27 protein-coding genes are annotated in these 25,936 nt (G+C 65.1%); 10 read left to right on the top strand and 17 right to left on the bottom strand.

All coding sequences use genetic code 11. The features are described 5' to 3' along the window. Window positions 1-5: 5 nt before the first annotated feature. The 3 genes from pstA to pstS all read right to left on the bottom strand — a co-directional run bounded on the left by pstA (window position 6) and on the right by pstS (window position 3,278). Window positions 6-1,115 (bottom strand): phosphate ABC transporter permease PstA, encoded by a 1,110-nt coding sequence (gene pstA / locus V9L18_RS02005; RefSeq protein WP_337345497.1) that lies wholly within the window; start codon window positions 1,113-1,115, stop codon window positions 6-8. Beyond that, window positions 1,116-2,048 (bottom strand): phosphate ABC transporter permease subunit PstC, encoded by a 933-nt coding sequence (pstC, locus tag V9L18_RS02000; RefSeq protein ID WP_337345496.1) that lies wholly within the window; start codon window positions 2,046-2,048, stop codon window positions 1,116-1,118. Between the two features lie 111 nt (window positions 2,049-2,159). Continuing rightward, complete coding sequence (pstS, locus tag V9L18_RS01995; RefSeq protein ID WP_337345495.1) at window positions 2,160-3,278, bottom strand: phosphate ABC transporter substrate-binding protein PstS; 1,119 nt, start codon at window positions 3,276-3,278, stop codon at window positions 2,160-2,162. A gap of 233 nt (window positions 3,279-3,511) precedes the next feature. On the opposite strand from pstS, the gene V9L18_RS01990 reads away from it, so the two are divergent. Further along, window positions 3,512-4,639 carry an FUSC family protein gene (locus tag V9L18_RS01990; RefSeq protein WP_337345494.1) on the top strand — a complete coding sequence of 376 codons (1,128 nt, stop codon included), beginning with the start codon at window positions 3,512-3,514 and terminating at the stop codon, window positions 4,637-4,639. Here V9L18_RS01990 and V9L18_RS01985 read toward each other — a convergent pair. The 6 genes from V9L18_RS01985 to V9L18_RS01960 are packed head-to-tail and all read right to left on the bottom strand — an operon-like array spanning window position 4,636 to window position 11,395. Continuing rightward, window positions 4,636-5,640 carry a Gfo/Idh/MocA family protein gene (locus tag V9L18_RS01985; protein ID WP_337345493.1) on the bottom strand — a complete coding sequence of 335 codons (1,005 nt, stop codon included), beginning with the start codon at window positions 5,638-5,640 and terminating at the stop codon, window positions 4,636-4,638. The two genes, V9L18_RS01990 and V9L18_RS01985, sit on opposite strands and share 4 nt — an antisense overlap. After that, window positions 5,624-6,643, bottom strand: coding sequence for a LacI family DNA-binding transcriptional regulator (locus tag V9L18_RS01980; RefSeq protein ID WP_337345492.1), 1,020 nt, complete (start codon window positions 6,641-6,643; stop codon window positions 5,624-5,626). Before V9L18_RS01980 ends, V9L18_RS01985 begins: the two co-directional genes overlap by 17 nt. A 46-nt stretch (window positions 6,644-6,689) precedes the next feature. Continuing rightward, the gene (locus V9L18_RS01975; protein ID WP_337345491.1) at window positions 6,690-8,132 is read right to left on the bottom strand and encodes a GH1 family beta-glucosidase; all 1,443 of its coding nucleotides are present in this window, start codon (window positions 8,130-8,132) and stop codon (window positions 6,690-6,692) included. Then, window positions 8,132-9,055, bottom strand: coding sequence for a carbohydrate ABC transporter permease (locus tag V9L18_RS01970; protein WP_376044547.1), 924 nt, complete (start codon window positions 9,053-9,055; stop codon window positions 8,132-8,134). The genes V9L18_RS01975 and V9L18_RS01970 overlap by 1 nt, the downstream gene beginning before the upstream one ends. A 5-nt stretch (window positions 9,056-9,060) precedes the next feature. Beyond that, a complete protein-coding gene (locus tag V9L18_RS01965; RefSeq protein ID WP_337345489.1) occupies window positions 9,061-10,083 on the bottom strand; it encodes a carbohydrate ABC transporter permease in 1,023 nt (340 codons plus the stop codon). A gap of 52 nt (window positions 10,084-10,135) precedes the next feature. Then, window positions 10,136-11,395, bottom strand: coding sequence for an ABC transporter substrate-binding protein (locus tag V9L18_RS01960; RefSeq protein ID WP_376044548.1), 1,260 nt, complete (start codon window positions 11,393-11,395; stop codon window positions 10,136-10,138). A 243-nt stretch (window positions 11,396-11,638) separates the two neighbouring features. Between V9L18_RS01960 and radA the strand changes: the two genes are divergently transcribed. Both radA and V9L18_RS01950 read left to right on the top strand, forming a co-directional pair. Continuing rightward, window positions 11,639-13,012 (top strand): DNA repair protein RadA, encoded by a 1,374-nt coding sequence (gene radA / locus V9L18_RS01955; RefSeq protein WP_337345487.1) that lies wholly within the window; start codon window positions 11,639-11,641, stop codon window positions 13,010-13,012. Between the two features lie 102 nt (window positions 13,013-13,114). Beyond that, window positions 13,115-14,833 carry a sensor histidine kinase gene (locus tag V9L18_RS01950; RefSeq protein WP_337345486.1) on the top strand — a complete coding sequence of 573 codons (1,719 nt, stop codon included), beginning with the start codon at window positions 13,115-13,117 and terminating at the stop codon, window positions 14,831-14,833. Here V9L18_RS01950 and V9L18_RS01945 read toward each other — a convergent pair. After that, window positions 14,820-16,049 (bottom strand): beta-ketoacyl-[acyl-carrier-protein] synthase family protein, encoded by a 1,230-nt coding sequence (locus V9L18_RS01945; RefSeq protein WP_337345485.1) that lies wholly within the window; start codon window positions 16,047-16,049, stop codon window positions 14,820-14,822. The genes V9L18_RS01950 and V9L18_RS01945 overlap by 14 nt on opposite strands. A gap of 107 nt (window positions 16,050-16,156) precedes the next feature. Further along, window positions 16,157-17,770, bottom strand: a complete 1,614-nt coding sequence (locus V9L18_RS01940) for a peptide chain release factor 3 (protein WP_337345484.1) — start codon at window positions 17,768-17,770, stop codon at window positions 16,157-16,159. 240 nt (window positions 17,771-18,010) lie between these two features. On the opposite strand from V9L18_RS01940, the gene V9L18_RS01935 reads away from it, so the two are divergent. Next, window positions 18,011-18,244, top strand: coding sequence for a hypothetical protein (locus tag V9L18_RS01935; RefSeq protein ID WP_337345483.1), 234 nt, complete (start codon window positions 18,011-18,013; stop codon window positions 18,242-18,244). 1 nt (window position 18,245) lies between these two features. Here the strand turns inward: V9L18_RS01935 and V9L18_RS01930 are convergent, their stop codons facing one another. After that, window positions 18,246-18,605: a cupin domain-containing protein gene (locus V9L18_RS01930; RefSeq protein ID WP_337345482.1), complete on the bottom strand. Its 360-nt coding sequence runs from the start codon at window positions 18,603-18,605 to the stop codon at window positions 18,246-18,248. Between the two features lie 78 nt (window positions 18,606-18,683). Here V9L18_RS01930 and V9L18_RS01925 point away from each other — a divergent pair, with 78 nt between their 5' ends. Continuing rightward, window positions 18,684-19,274: a TOPRIM nucleotidyl transferase/hydrolase domain-containing protein gene (locus V9L18_RS01925; RefSeq protein ID WP_337345481.1), complete on the top strand. Its 591-nt coding sequence runs from the start codon at window positions 18,684-18,686 to the stop codon at window positions 19,272-19,274. Between the two features lie 254 nt (window positions 19,275-19,528). Next, entirely contained in the window at window positions 19,529-20,605 is a 1,077-nt protein-coding gene (gene disA / locus V9L18_RS01920; protein WP_337345480.1) for a DNA integrity scanning diadenylate cyclase DisA, read from the top strand. Between the two features lie 80 nt (window positions 20,606-20,685). Here disA and V9L18_RS01915 read toward each other — a convergent pair whose 3' ends face one another. Further along, window positions 20,686-21,348 (bottom strand): hypothetical protein, encoded by a 663-nt coding sequence (locus tag V9L18_RS01915; protein WP_337345479.1) that lies wholly within the window; start codon window positions 21,346-21,348, stop codon window positions 20,686-20,688. Between the two features lie 194 nt (window positions 21,349-21,542). Here V9L18_RS01915 and V9L18_RS01910 point away from each other — a divergent pair, with 194 nt between their 5' ends. The 4 genes from V9L18_RS01910 (at window position 21,543) to V9L18_RS01895 (ending at window position 23,971) form a co-directional block, all read left to right on the top strand. Beyond that, the gene (locus V9L18_RS01910; RefSeq protein WP_376044456.1) at window positions 21,543-22,499 is read left to right on the top strand and encodes an A/G-specific adenine glycosylase; all 957 of its coding nucleotides are present in this window, start codon (window positions 21,543-21,545) and stop codon (window positions 22,497-22,499) included. 76 nt (window positions 22,500-22,575) lie between these two features. Then, the gene (locus V9L18_RS01905) at window positions 22,576-23,007 is read left to right on the top strand and encodes a DUF3592 domain-containing protein (protein ID WP_337345478.1); all 432 of its coding nucleotides are present in this window, start codon (window positions 22,576-22,578) and stop codon (window positions 23,005-23,007) included. A gap of 3 nt (window positions 23,008-23,010) precedes the next feature. Beyond that, on the top strand, window positions 23,011-23,442 hold the full coding sequence (locus V9L18_RS01900; RefSeq protein WP_337345477.1) for a DUF3592 domain-containing protein: 432 nt from the start codon (window positions 23,011-23,013) through the stop codon (window positions 23,440-23,442). Between the two features lie 37 nt (window positions 23,443-23,479). Next, on the top strand, window positions 23,480-23,971 hold the full coding sequence (locus tag V9L18_RS01895; protein WP_337345476.1) for a hypothetical protein: 492 nt from the start codon (window positions 23,480-23,482) through the stop codon (window positions 23,969-23,971). 16 nt (window positions 23,972-23,987) lie between these two features. Here V9L18_RS01895 and V9L18_RS01890 read toward each other — a convergent pair whose 3' ends face one another. From V9L18_RS01890 to dhaL, 4 genes are all read right to left on the bottom strand, one after another. After that, the gene (locus V9L18_RS01890; protein WP_337345475.1) at window positions 23,988-24,266 is read right to left on the bottom strand and encodes a hypothetical protein; all 279 of its coding nucleotides are present in this window, start codon (window positions 24,264-24,266) and stop codon (window positions 23,988-23,990) included. A gap of 92 nt (window positions 24,267-24,358) precedes the next feature. Next, window positions 24,359-24,541: a hypothetical protein gene (locus V9L18_RS01885; RefSeq protein WP_337345474.1), complete on the bottom strand. Its 183-nt coding sequence runs from the start codon at window positions 24,539-24,541 to the stop codon at window positions 24,359-24,361. 66 nt (window positions 24,542-24,607) lie between these two features. Then, window positions 24,608-25,306, bottom strand: a complete 699-nt coding sequence (gene dhaM / locus V9L18_RS01880) for a dihydroxyacetone kinase phosphoryl donor subunit DhaM (RefSeq protein ID WP_337345473.1) — start codon at window positions 25,304-25,306, stop codon at window positions 24,608-24,610. Then, window positions 25,303-25,935 carry a dihydroxyacetone kinase subunit DhaL gene (dhaL, locus tag V9L18_RS01875; protein WP_337345472.1) on the bottom strand — a complete coding sequence of 211 codons (633 nt, stop codon included), beginning with the start codon at window positions 25,933-25,935 and terminating at the stop codon, window positions 25,303-25,305. Before dhaL ends, dhaM begins: the two co-directional genes overlap by 4 nt. Window position 25,936 lies beyond the last annotated feature (1 nt).

Genomic DNA, 25,936 nt, shown 5'->3' with positions numbered 1-25,936 from the left:
GCGGCCTAGCGGCCGGTCTTGGGGGCGAACACCCTGGCGATGAGCCGGGCGCCGAGGTTCAGCAGCATCACCAGGAGGATCAGCACCAGGGCCGCGCCCCAGGCCCGCTGCGAGGACGGGTCCGGGTTGGCCGGTGAGGTGGGGTTCAGGATCTGGGTGTAAATGAACGTGGGCAGCGAGGCCATCCAGCCGCCGAACACGTTGCCATTGATGCTCGTGGCGAAGCCGGCGGTGACCAGAATGGGTGCCGTCTCACCGATGACGCGGGCGATGGCAAGGGTGACGCCGGACGCGATGCCGGAGATCGCCGTCGGAATGACCACCTTGAGGATGGTGCGCCACTTGCGCACGCCCAGGGCGTAGGCCGCTTCGCGCAGCTCGTTGGGCACGATCTTCAGCATTTCCTCGCTGGATCGCACCACCACGGGAATCATCAGTACGGAAAGCGCGACGGCGGCCACGGCACCGGTCTTAGTGCCCGGCCCCACCACGGCGAAGAAAAATGCCGCGGCGAAGAGGCCCGCAACGATGGACGGGATACCGGTCATCACGTCCACGAAGAAAGTGATGGCCCGGGCCAGCCGGCCGTCGTTGCCGTACTCCACCAGGTAGATCGCGGTGAGCAGGCCAACAGGCACGGAGATGATGGTGGCCAAAATGGTGATCTGCACGGTGCCCAGCAGCGCGTGGTAGATGCCGCCCAGCACTGGAGCGCCTTCTTCGACGGCCCGGTTGTCATAGACGCCGGTAACGCCGTTCATGGAGCTGCCGAGGAACCCGGGCGTGATGATGCCGGGGATGCCGTTGGCCAGTACGGTCCAGATGACGGAGATCAGGGGCAGCAGGGCGATCAGGAACGAGCCCACCACCAGGCACGTGGCCAGTTTGTCCTTCGCCTTGCGGGATCCTTCGACGGCGGCGCTCCAGCCCACCAGGCCGGCGGCGAACAGGATGGCTGAGACGATGCCCCAGCCGAAGGCGTTGAAGCCGATCAGGGCGAGGATGGCGGCACCGGCCACCAGGGCAAGGGCCAGCACCACATAGGGTGCGTACTTCGGCAGCTGGCCTTTGGTGAGCGCTGAGCGCTTACGGACCGGGGTAAGGGTGGAGGTCATTTAGTTGGCTCCCGAGAATTCTTTGTGCCGGGTGATGATCCAGCGGGCGATCATGTTCACGCCCAGGGTGATCACGAACAGGACCAGGCCTGCGGCGATGAGGGTGCTGACCTTGAGCCCGCTGGCTTCGGGGAAGTTCAGGGCGATCTCGGCTGCGATGGTCTGGTTGCCGGACTGGATCAGGCTCGCGGTCAGGGCGCCGGAGGAAAGGACCAGGGCAACGGCCATGGTTTCGCCGAGGGCGCGGCCCAGGCCCAGCATGATGGCACTGATGATCCCGGGGCGGGCAAAGGGCAGCACGGCCATCTTGATCATTTCCCAGCGCGTCGCGCCCAGCGCCAATGCCGCTTCCTCGTGGAGCTTGGGGGTCTGCAGGAAGATCTCGCGGCTCAGGGACGTGATGATGGGCAGGACCATGACCGACAGCACGATGCCGGCGGTGAGGATGGTCTTGCCGGTGGCGGACGCCGGCCCCTGGAAGATGGGCAGCCAGCCCATGTTGTCCGCGAGCCAGTTGTAGGCCGGTGAGATTTCCTTGGCCAGGAAGGCAGCGCCCCAGGCACCGTAGACCACGGAGGGGATGGCAGCCAGCAGGTCGATGACGTAGCCCAGCCCGGAGGCCAGCCGGCGCGGTGCGAAGTGTGAGATGAACAGTGCCACGCCGATGGAGATGGGAGTGGCGATCACCAGCGCGATGGCAGCGGCGATCAGGGTGCCGATCACGATGGGCCAGATGTAGGAAAAGAATCCCTCTCCGCCCTGGATCTCGGCGGCCGGTGCGGTGAGCGCAGGGATTGCCTGCACCACAAGGAACAGCGCAACGCCGAACAGGACGGCAAGGATCAGGCACCCTGCGGCCAGGGTTGCTCCGGAAAAGATCTTGTCCCCGGCGCGGCCTGCGTCCTGGGAGCTTTTCAGGGAGGTGACGGTCATTCCCGACCCTTCGGTTGAGGTGGTGCTTGGGAAGCGTAAAGCGATGGGGTTACAAAGCCGAGTACCCCGCCCCGCCTCTCGGCGTGGCGGGGAACTCGGTCAGGGCAGGTGCTAGGACTTGACCTTGATGCTTTCAATGGCCTTCGTGGCCTTCTCGGCGAGGGCCGAAGAGAGCGGCGCGGACTTGGCGGAATCGGCGGCAGCCTGCTGACCCTCCTCAGAGACAACGTAGTTCTCGAAAGCCTTGACCAGGTCTACGGTTTCCTGCTTGTCATAGGTGGAGCAGACAATGTGGAAGGAAACCAGGACGATCGGGTAGGCGCCTTCGATGCTGGTCTTGCGGTCCAGCTTGATGGACAGATCGTTGGCCGAGCGGCCTTCGACGGCCTTGCCAGCGTCAACTGCCTTGGCGGCGGCGTCGGCGGAGATCTTGGTGAAGGACTCGCCAACCTTGATCTGGGCAACACCGAGCTTGCCGCTTACGGCAGAGTCATCCGCGTAGGTCACGGCGCCCGGGGTGTCGGTAACGGTCTTGACCACGCCGGAGGTGCCCTTGGCGTTCTCGCCCTGCAGGGTTGCCGGCCAGATGCCAGCGGCCTTGTCAGTCCAGACCTCGGGAGCAGCTGCTGCCAGGTAGTCCGTGAAGTTGGTGGTGGTGCCGGAGTCGTCAGAGCGGTTCACCGGGGTGACCTTCAGGTCCGGGAGGCTGACGCCTTCGTTCAGGGCCGCGATGGCGGGGTCGTTCCAAGTGGCGATTTCGCCACGGAAGATCTTGGCCACCGTGGCAGCGTCGAGCTTGAGTTCGGTGATGCCCGGGAGGTTGAAGGCAATGGCGATCGGAGAAATGTAGACCGGGATGTTCAACGCGCCGTCCGGGCCGCAGATGGTCTTGGAGGATGCGTATTCCTCATCCTTCAGGTAGGCGTCCGAGCCGCCGAACTGGGCCGAACCGTCCAGGAGTGCCTTGCGGCCTGCGCCGGAACCGTCCGGGGAGTACTGCACAGTTGCGCCCTGGTTGGCAGCAGCAAATGCGGTCTTCCAGGCATCCATGGCTGCGCCTTGCGCTGAGGAGCCGATACCGGTGAGCGTGCCGGTGACCTTGGGGCCGGCGGACTGGCTGCCAGCGGGCGCTGCGCCCGTGACCTGGTCTGAACCGCAGGCGGTGAGCGCGAGTGCGCCGGCTGCGATAACAGCGATAGCCGCGTGGCGGCCGAAGCGGAGAGCCTTCACTAGATGTACCCCTTCCAGGGTTATTCAGTTGCGGGCAGGGCCGGAGACGCCCTGCAGCGCGATGCGTACGTTCTGTACCTTCATTGAAGTTATGGGCCGCAGGTAACGGGATGGGCTGTCCAAAGTGAACGGGAAATTAACGACGGCGGGATATTGGCTTACATGTGCAGCGTCACCATTGCGCAGATCACATGTCCGGCCGTAGTGCACTGCCGGTGAATAGACTTGAACGCATGGCCATTTCTGCGGGACTCTCAGCAAGCGGGCGATTCCTGCGCGGCCGCATCCGCACCGGCCTGATCCGTAGCCGCAACTCTCTGTTTCCCGCTATTCAGATGACCGGCTGTGCCGTGGGGGCCTATGCGTTCGCCGAGTACGTGCTGGGGCACTCTGGTCCGCTGTTCGCGGCGACATCTTCGCTGATTGCGTTGGGCTTCTCCCGGGAGCCACGGCTGCGCAGGGTGGTGGAGGTGGGGCTGGGCTGCACCATCGGCATTGCGGTGGGTGATCTGCTCCTGCACTGGCTGGGCGGCGAAATCTGGGTTGCCGCCGTCGTACTCCTTGTCTCCATCCTGCTGGCACGCTTCCTGGACAGCGGCAACATCTTCACGACGCAACTGGGCCTGCAATCGCTGCTGGTGGTGCTGCTGCCGGCGCCGGCCGGCGGGCCGTTCACGCGCAGCATCGACGCCATCATCGGCGGTCTGTTCGCGCTGCTGGTGACCATCCTTGTGCCCAAGGATCCGCGCCGGGAGCCCCGCAAGGATGTCCAAAACCTGCTCCATGAACTGGCGGAAGTGTTGCGGGAATGCGCCACCGCGCTGACGAACAGCGACTCCACCCAGGCCTGGCATGCGCTGATCCGGGGCCGGAACTGCCAGCCGCTGGTGGACGCGATGCGCCATTCCCTGCGCGCTTCAGGGGAGGTGGCCACGCTTTCGCCCGCTTACCGCCGCCACCGCGACGAGCTGGACCGGCTGAAGCAGTCACTGGACTTCATCGATCTCGCCCTGCGTAACAGCCGCGTTTTTGCGCGCCGGCTGACCAGCGCCATCAACCACGCCGCACTCTCGGATGAGGCTACTGACAACATCGCCGGGGTACTGCAGGACACCGCTGCCGCTATTGATGAGCTGTCGCTCGGCCTGGCGGAAACGCACGACGGCGCCCGCCGCGCCCACCTGCGCACCGCCCGGCAGGACCTGAGCGAGATCGCCCTGCGCCTGCACCCGAAACTTCTGGAAGTGCAGCGGCTGGAGGGCGAGACCGTGGTCATGTTGTTCCGGCCGCTGATGGTGGACCTGCTGGAGGCTACGGGGATGGATTCACGCGAAGCACGGGACGTCCTGCCAGGGCTTTAGCGGTCGTTGGCGTAGTGCACGCCCAACTGGTCCCTAACACTGTCCAGAAGCCCCATGATCCGCACGCTTTCGTCCCAAGGCATCAGGGGACTCTCCAGAAGACCCGCTCGAATGCACCGGGCAGCTTCCCGCAGCTCGTGGATGAAGCCTTCGGCCTCCTCCGGGAACTCCTCGACGTGGACCACGCCGTCAGCGCCTTGGTATTCGATCCTGCGTGGGCGGTAGAGGGGTGAACCGGTGCGTAGCCAGCCCTGCGTGCCACTGATGGTGACGGTGCCGGGGCTGCTGGACTGCAACGAGGAAACCAGCTGGGCAGTGGCGCCGTCCGGGTACTCAAGGGTCACCGTGTTCTGGAGGTCTATCCCGTCATGGTTCAGCAAGCCCGCCGCGGTGACCTTCGTGGGAAATCCGAGCACGCTGACGGCCCACGTCAGCGGATAGACAGTGAGGTCCAAGAGGGCGCCACCGCCGGCCGCCGGATCAAAAAGCCGGCTGTTTGGGTCATAGGTGGCCGCGAAACCCAGATCAGCCTGAACCCACCGGACAGCGCCGATTTCCTTGCCCCGGACCACTTCCAGGGCCCGCAGGGTCGCCGGCAGGAACCGGGTCCACACTGCCTCCATCAAGAACAGTTTCCGCTCCCCCGCCAGCTGTGCCAGATCGCGGGCTTCCCTGGCGTTCACCGTGAGGGGCTTCTCGCACAGGACGTGTTTTCCGGCTTCCAGCGCAGCTTTGGCAACCTCAAAGTGTTGGGCGTGCGGCGTGGCGATGTAGACCACATCCACCAAAGGATCGCCGAAGAGCAGATCGTAACCTTTGCCGGCAGGCCCGTCATGGTAGCTAGCCGCGAAGCCGTACTGCCCGGCGAACTCCTTCGCAGCGGCCGGGCTGCGCGAGCTCACTGCATGCAGGACAGTGTTTTCCAGGAGGGCGAGGTCGCGGGTGACGCGGTGGGCGATCCGTCCGGTGGCCACCACGCCCCAGTTAAGAGGCCGAATCACGAATCACCAGCGACGTAGGGATCTGGGTGACCCGGTCCGTGGGCTTCCCTTCGATGAGGTCGACCAGGATCTCGGCCATCTTCTTGCCCATTTCGATGATGGGGTGATGCACGGTTGTCAGTTGCGGGTTCACGGATGTGGCAAACGAGTCGTCGTCGAACCCCACTACCGCAACGTCGTCGGGAATCCTTATCCCGCGCTCCTGGAGGACGGTGTAGGCCCCGGCAGCCATTTGGTCGTTGGCCACGAAGAGTCCGTCGATGGGTTTGCCGCGTTCGAGGAGCCGGCGCATGGCCTTGGCGCCGGAAGCGAGGGTGAAATCGCCATATTCCGCCAGGGAGTCGTCCAGGCCGGACGCCTCCAGGGCCTTCCTCCAGCCGTTGATCCGGTCGACACCGGGCGGCATGTCCTGCGGTCCGGCGATCGTAGCGATATGCGAACGTCCGCCCTGGATCAGCAGGCGCGTAGCCCCTTCGGCGGCTGCCTCATTGTTCACGTCCACGTAGTAGCTTCCGCCCTCGCCCAGCGGCCTGCCCGCGAACACCATGGGGATGTGGTCGCTGACGTGTGCCCAGGAGCGGTCCCCGGCATGGTGGGAGACCACCAGCGCACCCGCAACATTGCCGCCGAGCAGGAAAGCCCGGGTCTTTTCCGGCTTCGCTTCGGAGGCAATGACCATGTTGAGGGTGTAATCGGTGTCTGCGAGATACAACGCCACGCCTTGGACCACGGAGGCGAAGAACGGGTCGGCGAAGACCTTCGACGTGGACTCCGGCACGATCAGGGTCACTGAGTTGGGTTTCCGGCTGGCAAGGGACCGGGCCGCGCGGTTGGGCGTGTAGTTCACGGCGAGGATGGCTTGGCGGACCTTCGCGGCAATGTCCTCGTCCACGCTGGGCACGTCATTGACCACGCGCGAGACCGTAGCGCGGGACACGCCCGCCAGCGCAGCCACCATTTCCAGGGTGGGCGCCGGCCGGCTTCCGCGTTGATCTTGCTTCACTTCTTCGCTCCGTGAGGTTAAGCGGGCTTCCGCCCGGGACTCCAGTTTAGGCAGGCAATGACGCGGGCAGCCGTGCGACGTTCCGTTTTGCGGCAGCGATCAACCGGGCATAGGCCAGGCCGCTGTCCTTGACGGTGCGCTCAAAGGTTCCGTAATCCACACGGACTATCCCGAAGCGCTTGCCGTACCCCCAGGACCACTCGAAGTTGTCCAACAGCGACCAAACGAAGTAGCCGCGGACGTCGGCACCCTGGTCCATCGCCTCCCCTACGGCGGCTATGTGGTCAAGGATGAAGCCGGTTCGCTCCGCGTCGTGAATGCCGCCGTCCGGGCTTACGGTGTCCTCGTAGGCGGCACCGTTTTCGGTGATGTACAGCGGCGGCAGGGTGGGGTATTCCTCACCGAGGCGGACCAGGAGTTTCCGCAGTCCATCCGGGTTGACTTCCCAGTTCATCGCAGTCCGCGGAAGGCCGCGGCTGGGAAAGGCGATGTCCTCGGACCCCACCCACGGCGAAGCAGCGACGCGTTCGGCCCCGCCGGAGTGGCCATCGCTTCCCGCATCGTCAGCATGCCCGCTGATGAGGTCATCGTGGTAATGGTTGACTCCGAGGAACTCCAGCGGCGCACTAATGGCTTCCAGGTCCCCGGGAAGGACAAGGTCCGGCAGGCCGAACGGCGCCAGGTCATTCAAGGTGTCTTCCGGGTAGCTTCCGCGCAGGATGGGGTCGAGGAAGATCCGGTTCTGCAACGAATCGAAGCGCCGGGCTGCGTCCAAGTCGATGGGGTCCTGCGGGTCCCGCGGAATGGAGTTGCTTAGGTTAAGCGTGATCCCGAGGTTCTGGGCGCCGCGTTGCCGCAGGGCATTGACGGCGAGGCCGTGGGCGAGGTGCTGATGGTGCACGGCCGATATTGCAGCGCGCGGTTCCTTGCGCCCGGGGGCGTGGACCCCCGAAGCGTAGCCCAGCAGCGAGGAGCAGAAGGGCTCGTTGAAAGTGGTCCAGTGCTGGACCCGGTCGCCGAGCGCCGTGTAGACGTCGTTGGCGTAGTCGACGAACCGGTAGGCCGTGTCCCTGTTTGCCCAGCCACCCTTCTCCTCCAGGGCTTGTGGCAGATCCCAGTGGTACAGGGTCAGCCATGGCAGGATCCCGGCCTCCAGCAGTTCGTCCACCAGCCGGGAGTAGAAATCCAGACCCTCCTGGTTGACGGCCTTGTCTCCCGGCCGCACCCGCGCCCAACTGGTGGAAAAGCGGTAGGAGTCCAACCCCAGTTCCTTCATGAGCTGAACGTCCTGCGGCATCCGGTGGTAGTGGTCAACGGCGTGTTCCAGGGTGTCGCCCTGGGCGATGGCACCGGGGATCCGCGCAAAGTGGTCCCACACGGAGTCCTCCTTGCCGCCTTGGTGGCTGGCCCCCTCAATCTGGGCCGCCGCCGTCGCGGATCCCCAGATGAATCCTTCCGGCCACTGTCGTGAGTACGTCGAATGTGGCATTAGCCCTTCACTGCTCCTTGCATGATTCCTGAAATAAGTTGTTTTCCTGCCAGCACAAACAGCACCAGCAGCGGCAGGGTGGCCAGAACCGCGCCTGCCAGGACCACGGAGTAGTCCACGTAACGGGCAGATTGCAGTTGGCTGAGTGCGGTCTGCAGCGTGGGATTGCCGGCGTCTAGCACCAGCAGCGGCCAGAGGAAGTCCGTCCAGGCCGTCATAAAGGTGAACAGGCCCAGGATGGCCATGGCCGGGCGGGCCGCCGGGATGGCCACGTGCCAAAACGTGGAGATCATGTTGGCCCCGTCCATGCGGGCCGATTCGATGAGCTCATCCGGGATGACGTCCACCAGGTATTGCCGCATGAAAAAGACACCAAAAGCAGTAACCAGGGTGGGCACAACGACGGCGCCGATCTCGCCGGTCCAGCCAAGGGTCCGCATGACCATAAAGAGCGGGATGATGCCCAGTTGCGTGGGGATGGCCATGGTGGCAACGACCATCAGCATGAGCCCGTTCCGGCCGCGAAACCGCAGCTTGGCGAAGGCGTAGCCGGCGAGGGTGGAAAAGCCGACCACCGAAATGGTGATGATTCCGGAAATCAGGACGCTGTTTCCGAGTGCCAGCCAGAAGGGAACGGTGTCGAAGACTTCGCCCACGTTCGTCCAGAAGTTCCCGCCGGGCAGCAGCGGCGGCCAGGCTTCTCCCAGGGCTTCGTTGGACCTGCTGCCGATCACTACGGACCACCACAGCGGGTAGGCGGACGAGAGCAGGAAGGCCAGCAGCAGCCCGTAGCTGAGGAAGCCGGGGCGTTCGCCGGTGCCGAAGATGCGTTTGCGCAGGGTGGCCGGCCTCGGCGGCGCGGAGCCGGGCGAAGAGGCGCTGCCGGAAGCGGGCCTCGCAGATCCGGGTTTTGCGTGGTCCATGATGGTCATTGGGTAGTCCTTTCAGCACGCTTCCGGGCGGCGGTTGTCCTCCGGGCGGCTCGGGATGGCCGGGCGGCATCCGTTGTGGCGATCCGGCGTGAGATCAAGTAGTTGACCAGGCCGAACAGGACGATGATCAGGAAGAGCAGCCAGGCGATGGTTGAGGCTTTCCCAAAGTTCTGGCGCTGGAAGGCCATCTCCCACAGGTACAGGACGGTGGTCTGGAACTGGCGCTGTGACCCGCCGGCGGTGGCCGGATCGAACAACCTGGGCTCCGTGAAAATCTGGAGGCCTCCGATGGTTGCCGTAATGACCACGAAAACCATGGTGGGCCTGATGCTGGGCAGTGTGATGCTGAAGAACCGGCGGACGGCACCTGCACCATCGAGGGCGGCAGATTCGTACAGGTCCCGCGGGACGGCCTGCATCGCGGCCAGCAGGATCAGGGCGTTGTAGCCTGTCCAGCGCCAGTTGACCATGGTGGCGATGGCGATGTGGCTGGGGATGGTCTCGTTTTTCCACATCACCGGGTCAAGGCCGAAGTTCCCCAGGATGTTGTTGATCAGGCCGTACTGCTCGCCGAACATGTTGGTGAAGATCATGGCCACCGCTACTGGCGTCACGATGTAGGGCAGCAGGATGCTCATGCGCCAAAAAGTCTTGGCCCGGAGGTTCTGGTCCAGCACCGCAGCCAGGAAAAGGGCCACGGCCAGTTGCGGGACTGAGGAGAGCAGGAAGATGCTCACCGTGTTGAAGAGGGAATTCCAGAAGAAGCGGTCCTGCAGGACCTCAGCGAAGTTCTCCAGCCCCACGAACTGCCCCTGCCCTTTGAGCAGGTGCCAATCGAAGAGGCTGACAAAAAACGTGTAGACCAGCGGGAAGAGTCCTACGAGGGCGAACAGGATAAAGAACGGCGCAACGTAGAAGTAGGGCGAGGCTTTGACGTCGAAGATACTCAGTCGCTGTTTGAAGGTGGGTTTGGATTTGACTGCGGCCGGCTTGGCGGATCGGTTCAAGGTGGTTGTCATGGGGTCTCGCGCTTCATCGGGGGGCCTCCCAGCCGGGAGGCCCCACAGCGGGTTAGTTGTTGACGACCAGGTCGTTGAGGAGGCGCAGGGCTTCAGTCCAGGCCTTGTCCGCGTCAGCGGTTCCGGCGTCGAGGCTCTTCAGCGCCGGACCGAACACGTTTTCCTGGATGACCGAATCGTCCGGGCCCTTGAACTGGGCTACGACGCCCTTGGCCCGGTTTGCCAGGATGGCGCCCGTGGGGGCGTTGTTGAAGAGCACGTTGGGTGTGGCGTCCTGGACCAGCTTTTCCTGGGCCTTGAGCGTGCTGGGGAAGTTGTTGGCGGCGGCGGACTGCTTGACCTGCTGCTCGGGGGCGGTGAGCCAAGCGGCCAGCTTGGCGGCCTCTGCAGGGTGTTCCGAGGTCTTGGGCACGGAGAGGAAGGCACCGCCCCAGTTGGAGGCACCACCTGGGAAAACGTCTGCGAAATCCCAGCCGCTGTCGGCGCCGCCGCCTGCGGATTCGAGTTGGCCCTTGATGGTACCGAGCATCCAGCCGGGGCAGACGAAGGTGGCGAAGGACCCGTCAACGAAGGCCTTCCCGTTTCCCCAGTCCCACTGGGTTTGGTTGGCCGAGAGTCCTGCCGCAGTTCCGGCCGCCAGCATCTCGAATTTGTCCTTCATTTCCGCGTTGCCGTCGATGTTGAGTTCGCCGTCCTTGGTGTAGTAGCCCTCCTCCATCTGGTTCACCATGGAGTTCCAGACGAAGCCGGACTGGTCATACCAGGCCTTGCCGGTGGCTTCCTTGTACTGCTTCCCGAGTTCGAAGTACTTTTCCCAGGTGGCGTCCTGTCCGCCGAAGAGCTTCGCCACGGATTCGCGGTCGCTGGGCAGGCCTGCTGCTTCAAAGAGCTTGCCGTTGTAGCAGAGTCCCTGCGGTCCTATGTCAGTGCCGTAGCCAATAACGCGGCCCTCGGGGTCAGTGCCCTGCTTGTATTTCCAGTCCACCCAGTTGGCCTTGATGTCCGCGGCGCCGTGTTCGTTGAGGTCCACGAATTGATCGGAGACCTCCATGATGGAGCCCAGCCAGCCCTCCTCGATGGCCACTACGTCGCTGAGCCCGGATCCTGCCGCCAGTTTGGTGAAGGCATCGGTGCGGGCATTTGACCCGCGGTCAATGTTCGTGGCCTTGATCTTTACTCCGGGATTCGCTTGCTCGTACTCGCCATAGAGGTCGTTGTAGCCGAAGGTTCCAAATGTGGTGACCGTCAGTTCAACAGTCTTCTCCGAACTGCCCGCCTGGTCTGCACTGCTTCCGCAGCCTGTGGCGATCATGGCCAGGGCTGCTGCTCCCGCTATCGCGGCAGCGGTATTTCGTCGTGAGAATTTCACGGTCACTCCTTTGTGGGGGAATTGCCTTGGGGCTGAGAGAGCGCTCTCTTACAAGTTCCATAACTCTAAAGGTGGTGCGGATCACTGTCAAGAGAGCGCTCTCTGAGAGTGTTCGATCCCGTATTTTCGGGAGCGGTCACGTGCCGCTGCCCAGCGATGTCTGCCCCCGCAGCTAGGGTGGAACCCATGGCTACAAAGACTTCCCGGGCATCCAAAGCGCCTGCCTATAAGTGCGCGGAATGCGGCTGGACCACGGTCAAGTGGGTGGGCCGCTGCGGCGAGTGCCAGGCGTGGGGCACCGTTGAGGAAACGGGTGCGGCTGTGGCGCGCACGACGGCGGCAACAACAGTCCTCGAGCCCGCCCGCCGGATTGCCGAGGTAGACGCCACCACCGCAGCGTTCCTGCCCACCGGCGTGGATGAACTGGACCGCGTGCTGGGCGGCGGCCTGGTCCCGGGCGCCGTCATCCTGCTGGCCGGCGAGCCGGGCGTGGGAAAGTCAACCCTGCTGCTGGACGTCGCCGCGAAATTTGCTCGAACCGCCCAGGACGTCCTCTATGTCACCGGTGAAGAATCCGCTGCCCAGGTAAAGCTCCGCGCTGAGCGGATCGACGCCGTCGCGGACTCCCTCTATCTGTCCGCCGAGACAGACTTGGGGCAGGCACTTGGCCAAGTGGAGAAAATCGAGCCACGGCTGCTGATTGTGGACTCGGTGCAGACCCTCAGCAGCGCGGACGTTGATGGCAGCGCCGGCGGAGTTTCCCAGGTGCGGGAGGTCGCCGCCTCCATTATCGCCGCGGCCAAGCGGCGCAACATGACCACGCTGCTCGTGGGCCACGTGACCAAGGACGGTTCCATCGCCGGACCGCGGCTGCTGGAGCACTTAGTGGACGTGGTGTGCCAGTTCGAAGGCGAGCGCCATTCAAGGCTCCGGCTGCTTCGGGCAGTCAAGAACCGGTACGGTCCCACCGACGACGTCGGCTGCTTTGACCTTAACGAGGACGGCATCCAGGGCCTGGCTGATCCCAGCGGACTCTTTGTCAGCCGCACCAAGGAGCCCGTGTCCGGCACCTGCATCACGGTGACCATGGAGGGCAGGCGCCCGTTGCTGGCCGAGGTCCAGTCGCTGCTTGCCGAAAGCCCCAACTCGCAGCCGCGCCGGGCCACCAGCGGCCTGGACAGCTCGCGCGTGTCCATGCTCCTGGCCGTGCTGCAGCAGCGCGCGGGGTGCCTCCTGCACAAGGACGACTCCTACGTGGCCACTGTGGGCGGCGTGAAGCTCAGCGAACCCGCCACAGACCTCGCCGTTGCCTTGGCCGTTGCCTCGGCCAAGGCCAGGAAACCGCTGCCCATCCGGCTGATCGCCTTCGGCGAGGTGGGCCTGGCGGGCGAGGTCCGGCCCGTCCCTGGTATCAACCAGCGCATCCAGGAGGCCCACCGCCTGGGCTTCACGCACGCCGTCGTCCCGGCCAGCCACAACGGCCCGGGACCAGTGCCGGCTGGCTTCTCCGTGCGGGAGGTGGAGCACCTGACCGAGGCTCTGAGCCTGCTGATCGGATAAGAAGCACCGGTAATAACTGCGCCCCGGGCGGGCAAGGCGCTAGGCTGACGAAACGACCTTCAGGCAGCCGGAGGTCTCACCGCTGCGCCTTGGGGGGCCGGAGTGACTAATCGAATAGAAAAAAGCATTCCCGCGCCCGAGGAACCCGCGGAAGGCAGCCGTCTCGCGGGGCGGATAGACGCGATCTTCGGAGGTCTTGGCGTCCGGGGCCGGGTGGTGATGAGCCAGCTTCCACTCACTGTCACCGTGGTGCTCGTTGTTGTTGCCGCCGGGTTTTTCAGCCCGCCCACTCTCATGGACGAACGCTTCAGGCTGGCCTTGCTGGCGCATGCGGCAATCTTCGCGGCCTGCGTGGCAATTCCGTGGGGCAGGCTGCCCGCCAGTGCGTCAACGGTCATTCCAGTCCTTGACTGCCTTGCGATCGGCTTTTCACGTGAAGCCGGAGGGCCCAGCTTTAGCGTATTAAGCCTGCTGCTGGTCTTCCCCGTGATTTGGCTGTCGGTGGGCCGGCAACGTGGAAGGGTTGTCCTGGCCGTCTTGGGAGCCTCCCTAAGCACTGTCGTCCCTGCCGCAGTCCTGGGCTCACTGCCCACGCAAGGATCAATGATCCGGACCATTTTCCTGCCACTCGTGATGACCGCAATCGCCGTGTCCGCGCATATCGTCGCCGGGACGCTCCATCGCCAGCGCAAGGCCTTGCTAAGGAAAGACCTCGCTCTGGCGGAGACACTCGCTGAGAGCGTGGACCGACAACGGCTCCTGGACGCCGTCCTTGGCGCTGTGGGAGTGGGGGTCTGGGTGGTTGACCAAGAAGGAAACAATGTGCTGACCAACCGGGCTATCCGCGCTGATCCCGCACTTGCCCGCCTGGCCGAGTCTGATCCGCGGGCCCGTGTGCTGCAAGGCGACCGGGCCACCCCGGTGGCGCCGGGGATGCTTCCGGCCGCCCGGGTTACCCGGGGCGAAATGTTCACAGATGAACTGCTGTGGGCCGGCGACGAAGAGGAACAACGCGCGTATTCCGTGAGCGCACATGCCATCCGGGCCAAGGGCGGCCTCAGCGGCGGAGGCGTCATTACGCTCGTTGAGGTGACTGCCCTGATCACCGCCTTGGCAGCCAAGGACGAATTCGTCGGCACCGTTTCCCATGAACTGCGAACGCCACTCACGTCCATCCTCGGCTACCTGGAACTCGTCCTGGATGAGCCCGGCCACGAAGGGATTGAGGCGGAACTTCAGGTGGTCTACCGCAATGCGACCCACCTCTTGGGCCTTGTGAACGATCTGATTGCCGTGGCGTCTGAACGTGTGGACCTCTCCCTCCAGGAGGCCGATCTCGCCCAACTCCTTGCCGACGTCGTCGAGTACACCGCCCCCCAGGCAGCCAACAGGGGGTTGGAGTTGGTGCTTGACGCCGAGCAACCACTGACAGCCAAAATGGACACCGCCCGCATCCGCCAGGTGGTGGGCAACCTGCTCTCAAACGCGATCAAATACTCCCCCGACGGCGGCCGTATCACCGCCCGCGCTTACAGGGCCGGACCGGAGATCATCTGCTCCATCACGGACCCAGGGATCGGCATGAGCGCCGAAGACCAGGAGCAGGCTTTCACCAAGTTCTTCCGTTCCTCGCGTTCGCGTGAAACGGCCATCCCCGGGGCGGGTCTGGGGCTCCCCATCAGCAAGACCATCATCGAAGGCCACGGCGGTTCCCTGAGCCTCACCAGTGCCCCGGGCGCGGGAACGACGGCGACGTTTGTCCTGCCGTGCAGCCTGACCAGTGCCCCCGGCCCTGAGGCTGAGGTGTTCAGTTCCCCTTGATTACCAGCGCAACACTGTGTCCACCGAAGCCGAAGGCGTTCACTAACCCGGCCGGAGCGGAGCCAGGCTCCAGCGTGTGGGCCTTGCCCGTCACGATATTGAGGTCCACTTCAGGATCCAGTGCCTCTACATTCAGCGTTCCGGGAAGTTGCCCGGTCTGCAGGGCCTGGACCACTACGACGGCGGCCAAGGCCCCGGCCCCGCCCAGGAGGTGGCCGGTGTGGCCCTTGGTGGAGGTCACGGGCACATCGGCACCAAATATGGCTGTGATCGCCTGCGCTTCCAGCCGGTCTCCCACAGGGGTGGAGGTGGCATGGGCATGGACAAAGCCGATGTCAGCGGCGTCCATCCCGGCCGAGGCCAGGGCTTTCTGCATGACCCTGCGTTGCATCGCCGGGTCGGCGGCCACGATGTCGTTCGCGTCAGAGGTCACCGCTCCGCCGGCAACCTCTGCCAGGACGGCGGCACCACGCGCCCGGGCGTGGGCCTCGCTCTCCAGCACCACGATCCCCGCGCCCTCGGCAAGCACAAAACCGTCACGGCCGCCGTCGAACGGGCGCGACGCCCGCTGGGGTTCGCCGTTCCGCGTGGAGAGCGCGCGGATTTGCGAGAACCCGGTGATCACGAGGTCGTTCACCGAGGCGTCCACGCCGCCGGCAATGACGACGTCGGCCGCTCCCGAACGGATCATTTCGGCACCCTGGACAATGGCTTCGGCGCCGGACGCGCAGGCGCTGACAGGTGTGCGGGCTCCGCCGCGTGCACCGAGGTCGATGGACACCCAGGCGGCGGGGCCGTTGACCATTAGCCGGGTCAGGGTGTGCGGCGATACCCGGCGCGGGCCGCCGCTGGCCAGCGCCCTGTCCTGCTCAATCGTGGAACCGAGGCCGCCATAGGCTGAGCCGATCACCACGGCGAACCGCTCTGGGTCGACGTCGGGTGCTCCCGCCTGCTGCCAGGCTTCCCTTGCGGCCACCAAGGCAAGCTGTCCGCACCGGTCCATCCGCTTGAGCTCGCGGGTGGTCAGGTGCTCGGACAGGTCGGCGGTGACCTGGCCGGCGATCCGCACGGGCAACTGCCCGGCCCACTCCTGATCCAGCGGGGCGATCCCGGAACGGCCGGCAAGCAACGCTTCCCAGGTCTGCCCAACGTTGGAGCCCAAAGGGTTGATGGTGCCGGCGCCCGTGATGAGCGCGCGTGGTTGGACTGCAGACATCTGGGTACCTGGCTTTCTTAGTTCGGGAGCGGCTGCCGTTGTTCCGGGCAGCCCGGATGTCCCGATGGGTATTCGGCTCCGTTCAGTCGACGGATTGGAGGGAACAGTTACTTGGCGGGGTTGTGCGTTCCGATCGGGATCAGCGTCAGGTCCGGGTGGTTCTTCTCGATCCGGCGCAGGGCCCAGACGTCGTTGAACAAGGCGAGGTATTCGCCGTCGGACCGCAAAAGCACCTCCGCGCCCGGTACGTTGGCCAGCGCCGGCATGGCATCCGCCGTCGAAATTCTGGCTATGGAGTAGGGCAGGCGTTCCAGCCGCATGGGGGCACTGAAGTCGTGCGCCATGCGGTCCTCCACCACTTCGAACTGCATGGGCCCGACGGCGGCAAGCACCGGCGCCTGGTCGCCGCGGAGGTCGGAGCGGAGCAGCTGGATAACGCCCTCGTGCTCAAGCTGCTCGATGCCGCGGCGGAACTGCTTGAACTTGCTGGGGTCCTTGGACCGGGCCACCTGGAAGTGTTCCGGGGCGAACAGCGGGATGGCCGGGTACTCCACCGCGTCCTCCAGGAACAGGCTGTCGCCGACTCGCAGCGAGGATGCGTTGACCAGGCCCACGACGTCGCCGGGGTAAGCCTCGTCGATGACCTCGCGTTCGCGGCCGAATACCTGCTGGGCGTACTTTGTGGCGAACGACTTCCCCGTGCGGGTCTGGGTGACCACCATGCCGCGCTCAAAGACGCCGGAGCACACACGGATAAAAGCGACGTGGTCGCGGTGGGCCTTGTTCATGCCGGCCTGGACCTTGAAGACAAAACCGGAGAACGGGGACTCGACGGCGCGCGGGCTGCCGTCAACGTCCGGCCGGGGCGCCGCGGGCGGGGCGAAGTCCACCAGGGCATCCAGGAGTTCCTTGACGCCGAAGTTCAGGGCTGCGGAGCTGAACAGGATGGGTGTGGCGGTGCCTGCGTGGAAGGCGTCGACGTCGAACTCGAGGTTGGAGTCGATCACCAGGCCGGCTTCGTCCACGGCGTCCGTCCAGTTGCTTCCTTGGCTCTCGGCAGCTTCCTCCGGCGTGAAGTATTCCGTCAGGGCGATGTTGGCACCTGCGTTGTTGCGCTGGAAGCGGGCGAACCGGTCGTTGCGGAGGTCCCACACGCCGCGGAAGTCTCCGGAGATGCCCACGGCCCAGGTCAGCGGCATGGGCTGGAGGCCGGTCCGCTCGGTGATCTCGTCCATCAGCGCGAGGGCGTCAAGGCCTGGCCGGTCCCATTTGTTAATGACGGTGATGATGGGCAGGTTGCGCGCCTTGCAGACCTCGAACAGCTTCATGGTCTGCGTTTCCAGGCCCTTGGCGGCATCCACCAGCATCACTGCGCAGTCGACGGCGGCCAGCACGCGGTAGGTGTCCTCGGAGAAGTCCGCGTGGCCGGGGGTGTCCAGCAGGTTGATGACGGTGTCGCGGTAGGAGAACTGGAGCGCAGCGGAGCTGATGGAGATGCCGCGGTCCTTTTCCATCTGCATCCAGTCCGAGACCGTTTCCTTGCGGTTGGCCTTGCCGCTGGAGGCACCGGCGGTGCCGATCACCTTCGCATGCAGCGCAAGCGCTTCCGTGAGCGTTGACTTTCCGGCGTCAGGGTGCGAAATGACGGCAAACGTCCGACGCCGGGCCGCCTGTTTGTGAATCTCGTGGACCCGGGCGGGGCTGAGGACATCTTGGGACACGGTGCTACTTTCGCTGCGGTGGGGATAGCCCTTGGCGCTTGACGGGACTTCGCTGGACGGGGAAAGGGGATGGCTGAGCGCCAAGTTCCAAGTTTATCGCAGCAGCAGCCCGGCTCCGAAGGTGGCCGCTTAACGCCCCCGAAACGAGCAGTTCAAGACGGCGAAATCCCGTCAGGCTAGCTTGGCCGCATGAGAACTCGGAACGTGTCCCTGCCATCCGCCGGCCGGAGCTGAACCGCCGTGACCGTTTCACCATTCCCCGGCAACGGCCTGTTCTTCGATCCGCTGGCCGCTCCGGCTGCTCCGCCGGCAAGGATGCAGGCCGCCGGCCCGGCAGTTAACGGCAAACGCGGCGCAGGCGGGAAGTCCCGTCGCCAGGCGCCACACGTTGACGACGAAAGGGCCCTCCGGGCGGCGTCGCTGCGCAAAGTCAGCCGCGACCTTGAGCATCTCCTGCGCCAGCGGGGACACTGAATCACATAGTGGGATCTGGCTCTGGACGAACAATAACGAGCATCCTGCAGCCTCTGCCGCTTGCATACGGTCCGTGGGCCATGCCCGGTGGGCGGCATGCGTACATGCCGGCTGTGAAGGTTTTCCCGAGCGTCAGATCAGTGAGTTCGCCCGAGAGAATCATGACCTCTTCCCAGTAGTCATGGACGATCACGCCGCCGGCCGTTGTATCGGCGCCAGGATCGTAGCGTTGGAGCAAAGTTGAATCTCCCCTGAGTGGGTCCGCGGCGAGTATTTGCTCCCAAATTCCGCGTTCGGCGTCACCGTTGACCTTCCGCCAGCCAACCGAGGGTTCGTGGAACTCCAGTTCCGGTTTATTCACTGCAACTCCTTTGGGCCGCTGGTGAGAAATGTATACATATAGTATGCGAGGGCTGGAGATGACGTGAATGTGTGCTGCATGGCGCGCGGCTGCATCGCTATTCGCGTTTGCCATACTGGATCTATGCAGGCGACGACGACGGTGTTGGTCGAGGGCGAGAGTGACCGGATGGCGGTCGAGGCGCTGGCCGTTCGCGCTGGCCATGACCTGTCGGCCGAGCGTGTAACCGTTGTGCCCATGGGCGGCGCCACCAGCATCGCCCACTTCCTCGACCGTTACGGCCCGGCTGGTGCAGGCCACCGGCTACTCGGACTGTGTGATGCGGGCGAGTCACGAATTGTCGCCCGCGCGCTCGCCCGGGCGGGTATCGGGTCCGATTCGCTGGCCGAGCTTGGGTTCCATGTCTGCAACGCCGACCTGGAGGACGAACTCATCCGATGCCTTGGGGTCGATGCCGTGCTCGGCGTCATCGCGGACCAGGGCGAGCTCGCATCGTTCCGGATCCTCCAACGCCAGCCAGCACAGCGGGATCGGCCGATATCGGCACAGTTGCGCCGGTTCTTCGGAGGGCGCAGCGGTAACAAGCTCCGCTACGCCGGACTACTCGTCGACGCTTTGCCAGCCGGGCAGGCTCCCCCACCGCTCGCCAACCTCGTGGCATCATTCTGATGTGAACGACGGCCCTGAATCCGCCATGCACCCAAACGGGCCCTAAGTGCACTCCCAGCCAGCCGCCGTCGGACGCCTTTTGGGGCATTTTCCGACACCCCCTAATGGGGCACTTTAGGGCTTGCCCGTGCGGTTGTTACCCGTTCTTACCTCTATCATTGAGCTTGCGGGAAACTGCGTACTTTTTGCTCCGCCGGCGGAGTCCATAACCGGCGTACCTGCGGGCGGCAGCCCGCACCTTTGAAGGGAACACTATGGCTCGGAGCCCCGAAGAATCGCTCAAGGCGACTCTGGGCAGAGTGGCTCCAGGCACGCCACTGCGTGATGGACTCGAACGCATCCTCCGCGGACGCACCGGCGCACTCATTGTTTTAGGCTCGGACCGGACCATCGACTCCATCTGCTCCGGCGGGTTCGACATCGGCATCGACTTCTCCCCCACCCGCCTGCGCGAACTGGCAAAAATGGACGGTGCCATCATCTGCGACAAGGACGCCGGGAACATCCTGCGCGCCGCCGTCCAGCTGGTCCCGGATTCAAGCATTGAAACGCAGGAATCGGGCACCCGGCACCGCACAGCGGAACGTGTGGCCATCCAGACCGGTGTCCCCGTCATCTCCGTCAGCCAATCCATGCAGATCATCGCACTGTACGTGAACGGCCTTCGCCACGTGCTGGAGGGATCCGAGAAAGTCCTGGCCCGCGCCAACCAGGCCCTCGCCACCCTGGAGCGCTACCGTTCGCGGTTGGACCAGGTCACCAGTTCGCTGTCTGCCCTGGAAATCGAAGCCATGGTGACCGTGCGCGATGTCGCCGTTACCCTGCAGCGCCAGGAGATGGTCCGCCGGATCTCCGAGGAAATCTCGCAGTACGTCCTGGAGCTCGGCGAGGACGGCCGGCTGCTGTCCCTCCAGCTCGATGAGCTCACGGTAGGCCGCGGTCCCGGCAGCGATGTCATCATCCGTGATTACGCCAGCCCGGATGCATCAGCCGACGACATTGAAAAAGCTGTCAGCGCCCTGGTGAACCTCGGGCCCACCGAGCTGATCGACCTCGGCAAGATCTCAGGAATCGTCGGTTTCGCCGGCGGCGAGGCCAACCTGGACGCCGTAGTTCAGCCGCGCGGTTACCGGCTGCTTTCCGGCCTCAAGGCTGTCCCCAAGGCTGTTGCCGACCGCCTCGTGGACCACTTCGGCGGCCTGCAATTCCTGATGGCTGCCACGATCGATGACCTGATGACCGTGGACGGCATCGGCGACCAGCGCGCCCGAACCGTTCGCGAAGGCCTGAGCCGGATGGCCGAAGCCAGCCTGTTGGACCGCTTCCTCTAAATCCCCATCGAATGCTCCGTAAGCGCCGTTCCGAGCCACGAAAAGGGCGTTATCGGAGCAACGGAAGAGGAAAGACTCGGTCAGCTGAGCTGAAAAACTGCTTTCGGGCTTGCCCTGGAGCCGAGTTTGGCCGTGAAGATGTAGTAGGCCCCGCCGGCTCCCGGCTTGGCCTCGATGGGTTGGCAGCCTTCCAAGGTCCGGTTCCGTGCCCACGGAAAGTTCGCCGTTTCGCTGGCACCCGGCGCGATGGTCTTCACCAGGTCCTCGCTCTTGGCCTGGCAGTCCCGGGACGAGAAGATTCTGTCCGCACCGCTTGTCACCAGGAACTCCATCTGGGACGTGCCGATATTCACTTCGCAGGGCATCGTGCCGCCATTTGTCACCTTGAGGGTGAGCAGCGGGTTCTCGTCCGGGCCGTAGGCTGCCTTGTCGGTGGACGCCGAAACGGTCACCAGGTTCTGGTTGCAGCCGGGAGTTGCGGTAGGCGTGCTCGTGGGGTTGGCCGACGGCACAGCCTCAGTGGGGCCGGCGGTGGGATCGCCAGTGGAGGAAACCTGGCTGGAACTGCCGCTGAATGCCCCAGCCGCCGCGAAGCCTCCAAACACCATGGCAGCTACCATCAGCAGGGCGGCTCCCACGAACAGTCGACGCCGCCGGTACACGGCGGGGCTCGGCTTCCGTCCGGTGCGGGAACCGGATGCGGAAGCCTTGCTGCGTGATGTTGAAGTGCCTTGCCTACCCATCCTTCTAGGCTAGAGAACCGGCCGGGCTCCGCCGCCCCACCACGCCGCGCACCCCGCCAACGCTATGGTCACGGATTGGTTCCGGGCTGGGTTTCCGGCCGTTTCGGCGCCCCGCTTGGCATCCCAAACCGGGGATCCACTACAGTGTTGGGATCGACGCCACAACCCTCGCCCCAGCACCTTCGACTGCAAACTTGAAGCAGCCGTCCGCCCGCGGCTCCAGCCTCGTCCACCTGCACAGCGGGATCAACAACTGGTTCGCCGAGACTGCCCGCGACCTCCCGTGGCGGGAACCTGCCTGCTCGCCGTGGGGCGTGCTGGTCAGCGAAATCATGCTGCAGCAGACGCCGGTGGTCCGCGTGCTGCCGGTGTGGCGGGAATGGCTCGAACGCTGGCCCACCCCCGGAGACCTGGCCTCCGAACCGGCAGGGGAAGCAGTCCGGCACTGGGGCAGGCTGGGTTATCCCCGCCGGGCCCTTCGACTGCACGCGGCGGCCGTTGCCATCGGACGCGATCACGGCGGCCAGGTCCCGGGCACCTACGCCGAGCTCCTGGACCTCCCCGGCGTGGGCAGTTACACAGCTGCCGCGGTGGCGGCGTTCGCATTCGGCCGCCGGGAAACCGTGGTGGACACCAACATCCGCCGCGTCCATGCCCGGCTTATGTCCGGCGTCGCGCTTCCCTCCCCATCCCTGACGTCCGCGGAGATGCGGCTCGCGGCGGAACTGCTGCCGGACGACGCCGACACGTCCGTGCGCTGGAATGCTGCGGTGATGGAACTCGGGGCGCTGGTGTGCACGGCTCGTGCGCCGAAATGCGCCGTGTGTCCCGTGCGGGACTCGTGTGCGTGGCTGGCGGCAGGCGAGCCGCCGCCGTCGTACGTTCCGAAAGGCCAGGCGTGGCACGGCACCGACCGCCAGGTCCGGGGAGCCGTGATGGCCGTGCTGCGCGTCGCTGACCGGCCCGTCCCGCCGGAGATGTTCCAGCAGGAACCGGCGGACCTCGGTTTCGCGCCCGACGGAATCGGCGTGCCGCTGGCCGCGCTGCACAGGCTCAACTCGGCCCCGGAACAGCTGGAACGCGCGCTGGCGGGGCTCCTCGGCGACGGCCTCGCCGAGCTGCACCAGGGCGGCTACCGGCTGCCTGCCTGAGCCATTCCAGCCATTGACAACGGCCCGTCCCTTCAGGGGTGGCATACTTCTTGGTGACCGGAACCGGGGGAATTCCATGAAGATCGTGCTTTACATCATTTGGGCGCTGTTTGTGGTGGGCGTTGTTTTTGCCTTTGTCCACACGCTGCGCAAGGCCAAGCGCCACGAGAACCTGATCACCAGCTGGCCCAAGGCGCAGGCAACGGTGACCGGCAACGTCGCGGGGTGGACACATGGCGGAGGCGGCTCAACGCGGAACAGGCGCTTCTACCCCACCTACCAGTTCGCTGACCCCAACGGGACGCTGTATGCGGGCGAATCCGAGGTTTCGTACGTAAACCAGCAGGTGCCCGGATCGCTGCTCGAAGTGGCGTACAACCCGGCAAATCCCAACCAGTCGTTCCAGGTGGCGTACAAATCAAAAAAGGTGATGGGCTGCCTGATGCCGTTCTTCGCACTCTTCGCCCTGGGCTCGTTCTGGTTTATCGGCATCTTTCCGGTGGGCTGACCCATGGATTTCCTGAAGCTGCTTTTTGTTGTCCTGCCGGGACTCTTCCTGGTGCTCGGCCTGATCCTGGCGGGCATGTCCCTCTCAGCATCGTTGCGCCGGCGACGCTCCATGACGGGGTGGGTGCACACGTCCGCCACCGTCATGGGCAACCTCCACGGCGCAGACGGCCCGGCCAGCAACGGCCGGGACCGGTTCGCCCCGTCCTACGAATTCGCGGACACACGCGGCCAGCGGTGGCTGGGGCAGTCCGACATCTACAGCCGCGACCAGGCGATCATCGGCACCACGATTCCGGTGGCCTACAACCCGGCCAACCCGGCCGAATCCACCCTGCCGGTCTTCGTTATTGCCAAGGGTCGAATGGCAACAGGTCTCATTCTGGTGACCTTCGGCGTGCTGGCCATAACGATGTTTGCGTCACTTTCCTGGTAGCCGTGCGGGCATCCGCCCGCCGGTCCTACCCTGAAGTATGAGCAAGTCCGGGGTACTTCTGGCACTGATAACGACGACGGCGCTCACCTCTGGCTGCTACTACTTCCCTTACGAAACACCGTGTCCGGCGATCGCACAGGCGTCTGTTGTGTCGGTTACCGTTGCTGCCCCCTACGTGCCGCAGGTGGGCACCCTGCGGCTGAAGGCGTGCCAGGACGGTGTGTGCACCGAGGATACCCTCGAGCTGCACCAGGGCAGCGTTTCCATTGATCAAGGCTGCAGTCCGGACGGCGTCTGCTCTGCAACGGCTTCCCCCGACGGGACCATGATCGGCATGCTGTTCCTGGACTCCCTGACCGAATCGCCCATGGCGGTGACGGCCACCGGAACCTCCCCGGACGGCTCGGCGCTGCCCGTGCGGACACTGGACTTCCGTCCCCGCGGCGAATTCCCCTACGGCGAGCAGTGCGGACGGTTCATAACGGCATCAGTAGTGCTCGACGCCAAGGGGCTGCGGCAGGCACCCTGACGCCAGGTAGGTCCGCTTAAGGCTGGGCGGGGTCGGCTGCCCCCGCGTGCGGAACCTGCGGAGCTGTCCCGAACAGCCATGCCGAGACGTCGCTTCGCAGGACAAGATGGGGACCGCCGGTTTCGCTCACGCTGCCGGTGGGAACGTAGTAGCCGCGGCCGGCACCGGCACCACCGGCGGCCCGGTCAAGGGCTTCCACGAGCGGCCTGGTCAGATGGCCCTGGGGCCCAAGCCCGCGCAGCCCGTCCAGTTCTTCAGGGGTTAGCCTGCCAAGAATTTCAGCAATATTGGCCATGATGGATCCCTTCGAGCAGAGAGTGCCTGAAGGGACAATCTAGGGCACCACCGTTAACGGCACGTGAACGCGAAGTGGCACCTTAGCGCCCATCAGAACAGGGTGGCCTGGCCCAGCAAGCCGCCCGAGCCGTCAGCGTCCGGGCCGGCCAGGTCCGCCGATGCCCGCCACTCAAAGCCGAGTTCCGCGAAGAGCTCCTCGATGGATGTCTGTCCGTCCAGCACCACCAGCGGGCAATTGTCATCCAAGTCGAGCCGTTCCATGGCATCGAGCATATTCGCAGGCTATGACAGGACGGAGCGAACACACCGGGGACAGCCCAAACAGGACGGCAGGGACTCCTATGGTTCCCCGAATCCAGCCTGGACCAGCCCGCCAACGTAGTTGACTGCCCGCTCGGCGTCAACGCCCCAGGCTTCCACATGCAGCACCGAACCCTTGCCGGCGGCAAGCGTCATCAGAGCAGTCATCGAGGTCCCGTCCAGGCCATTGACGGTCACGCGCGCGTCCAGGGACGAGAGCCCCCCGGCGATCTTGGCCGCCGGGCGCGCATGCATGCCCGCCTGGTTGATGAGCTCAAAGTCGCCAGTAAACTCCGGCCCTGCCCCTGTCACTGAGCCCTCTTCGACAGCACTGAAGGAGGACGACGGCGGCACCCCCTGCGCGGAGCCGTACACCCCTTCCGCCGCACGCTTGACGGCGTGTACGTCCGCCCCGCCCTGCGCTGCCACGGCTGCAGCCACCAGCCCTTCCACCAGAGGGGCATCGGCCAGCAGTACACCGTCCGGGTGCCCCGCAAACTCCAGCGCGGATTCTGCTGTCATGACGGCCGATCCCAGATCGGTCAGGACCACCACACCATCCCCGCCTGAAGCTTGCTCCAAGGCGGCCATGACCCTCTCCAGGCTGGTGCCGATCCGGCCGTCCGGGGTGCCCCCGGCGGACACTATCGAAACATCAGGTGCCATCTGCGCGGCAAGTTCCGCGGCGCCGTCGGCTATTTTTTCACTATGGGAGACCACAACCAGGGCGACGCTCACGCCGCGGCCCCGACTGCCGCGCGCAGGATCAGGGCACTGGAGGCGGCCCCGGGGTCACGGTGGCCGGCGCTCCGCTCCCCCAGGTAACTGGCGCGTCCCTTGCGGGCAACCATGGGATCTGTGGCGACGGCACCCGCTTCAGCAGCCTCGGCGGCAGCCACCAGTACCTCGAGGACCGTGCCGGCACCGCCTGCTGCCGCGAGAAGGGCCGCTTCAGCAGCCGGCGTCCACGCATCAACCATGGTCTTGTCGCCCGGCTCGGCCTTGCCCCTGGCCACAATCCCGTCCCTGGCCGCTACCAGGGCCCCTGCGAAGGCCGCGGGTTCCACCTCTAGCGAATCGCCCAGGGATGCCGCGGCCCGGAGGAAGGCGGTTCCATACAGGGGACCGGCGGCGCCTCCCACCTTGGACATCAACGTCATGGCCGTCAACTTCAGTGCTGCCCCAGGCGTTGCCGGGGGGACCTCGGCGAGTTTGTCCAGCACGGCCTGGAAGCCGCGGTCCATGTTTTCGCCGTGGTCCGAATCCCCGATGGCACGGTCCAGTTCAATGAGCCACGCCCGGTGTTCCGCCATGGCCTGGGCGCAGAGTGTCAGCCACTTCACGGCCCAATTCGCATCGAGAACCATT

This window comes from Pseudarthrobacter sp. CCNWLW217 (genome assembly GCF_037203985.1).
Classification (GTDB): Bacteria; Actinomycetota; Actinomycetes; order Actinomycetales; family Micrococcaceae; genus Arthrobacter.
The sequence above is the reverse complement of the archived record's forward strand: the minus strand, read 5'-3'. Positions and strand labels throughout refer to the sequence as shown.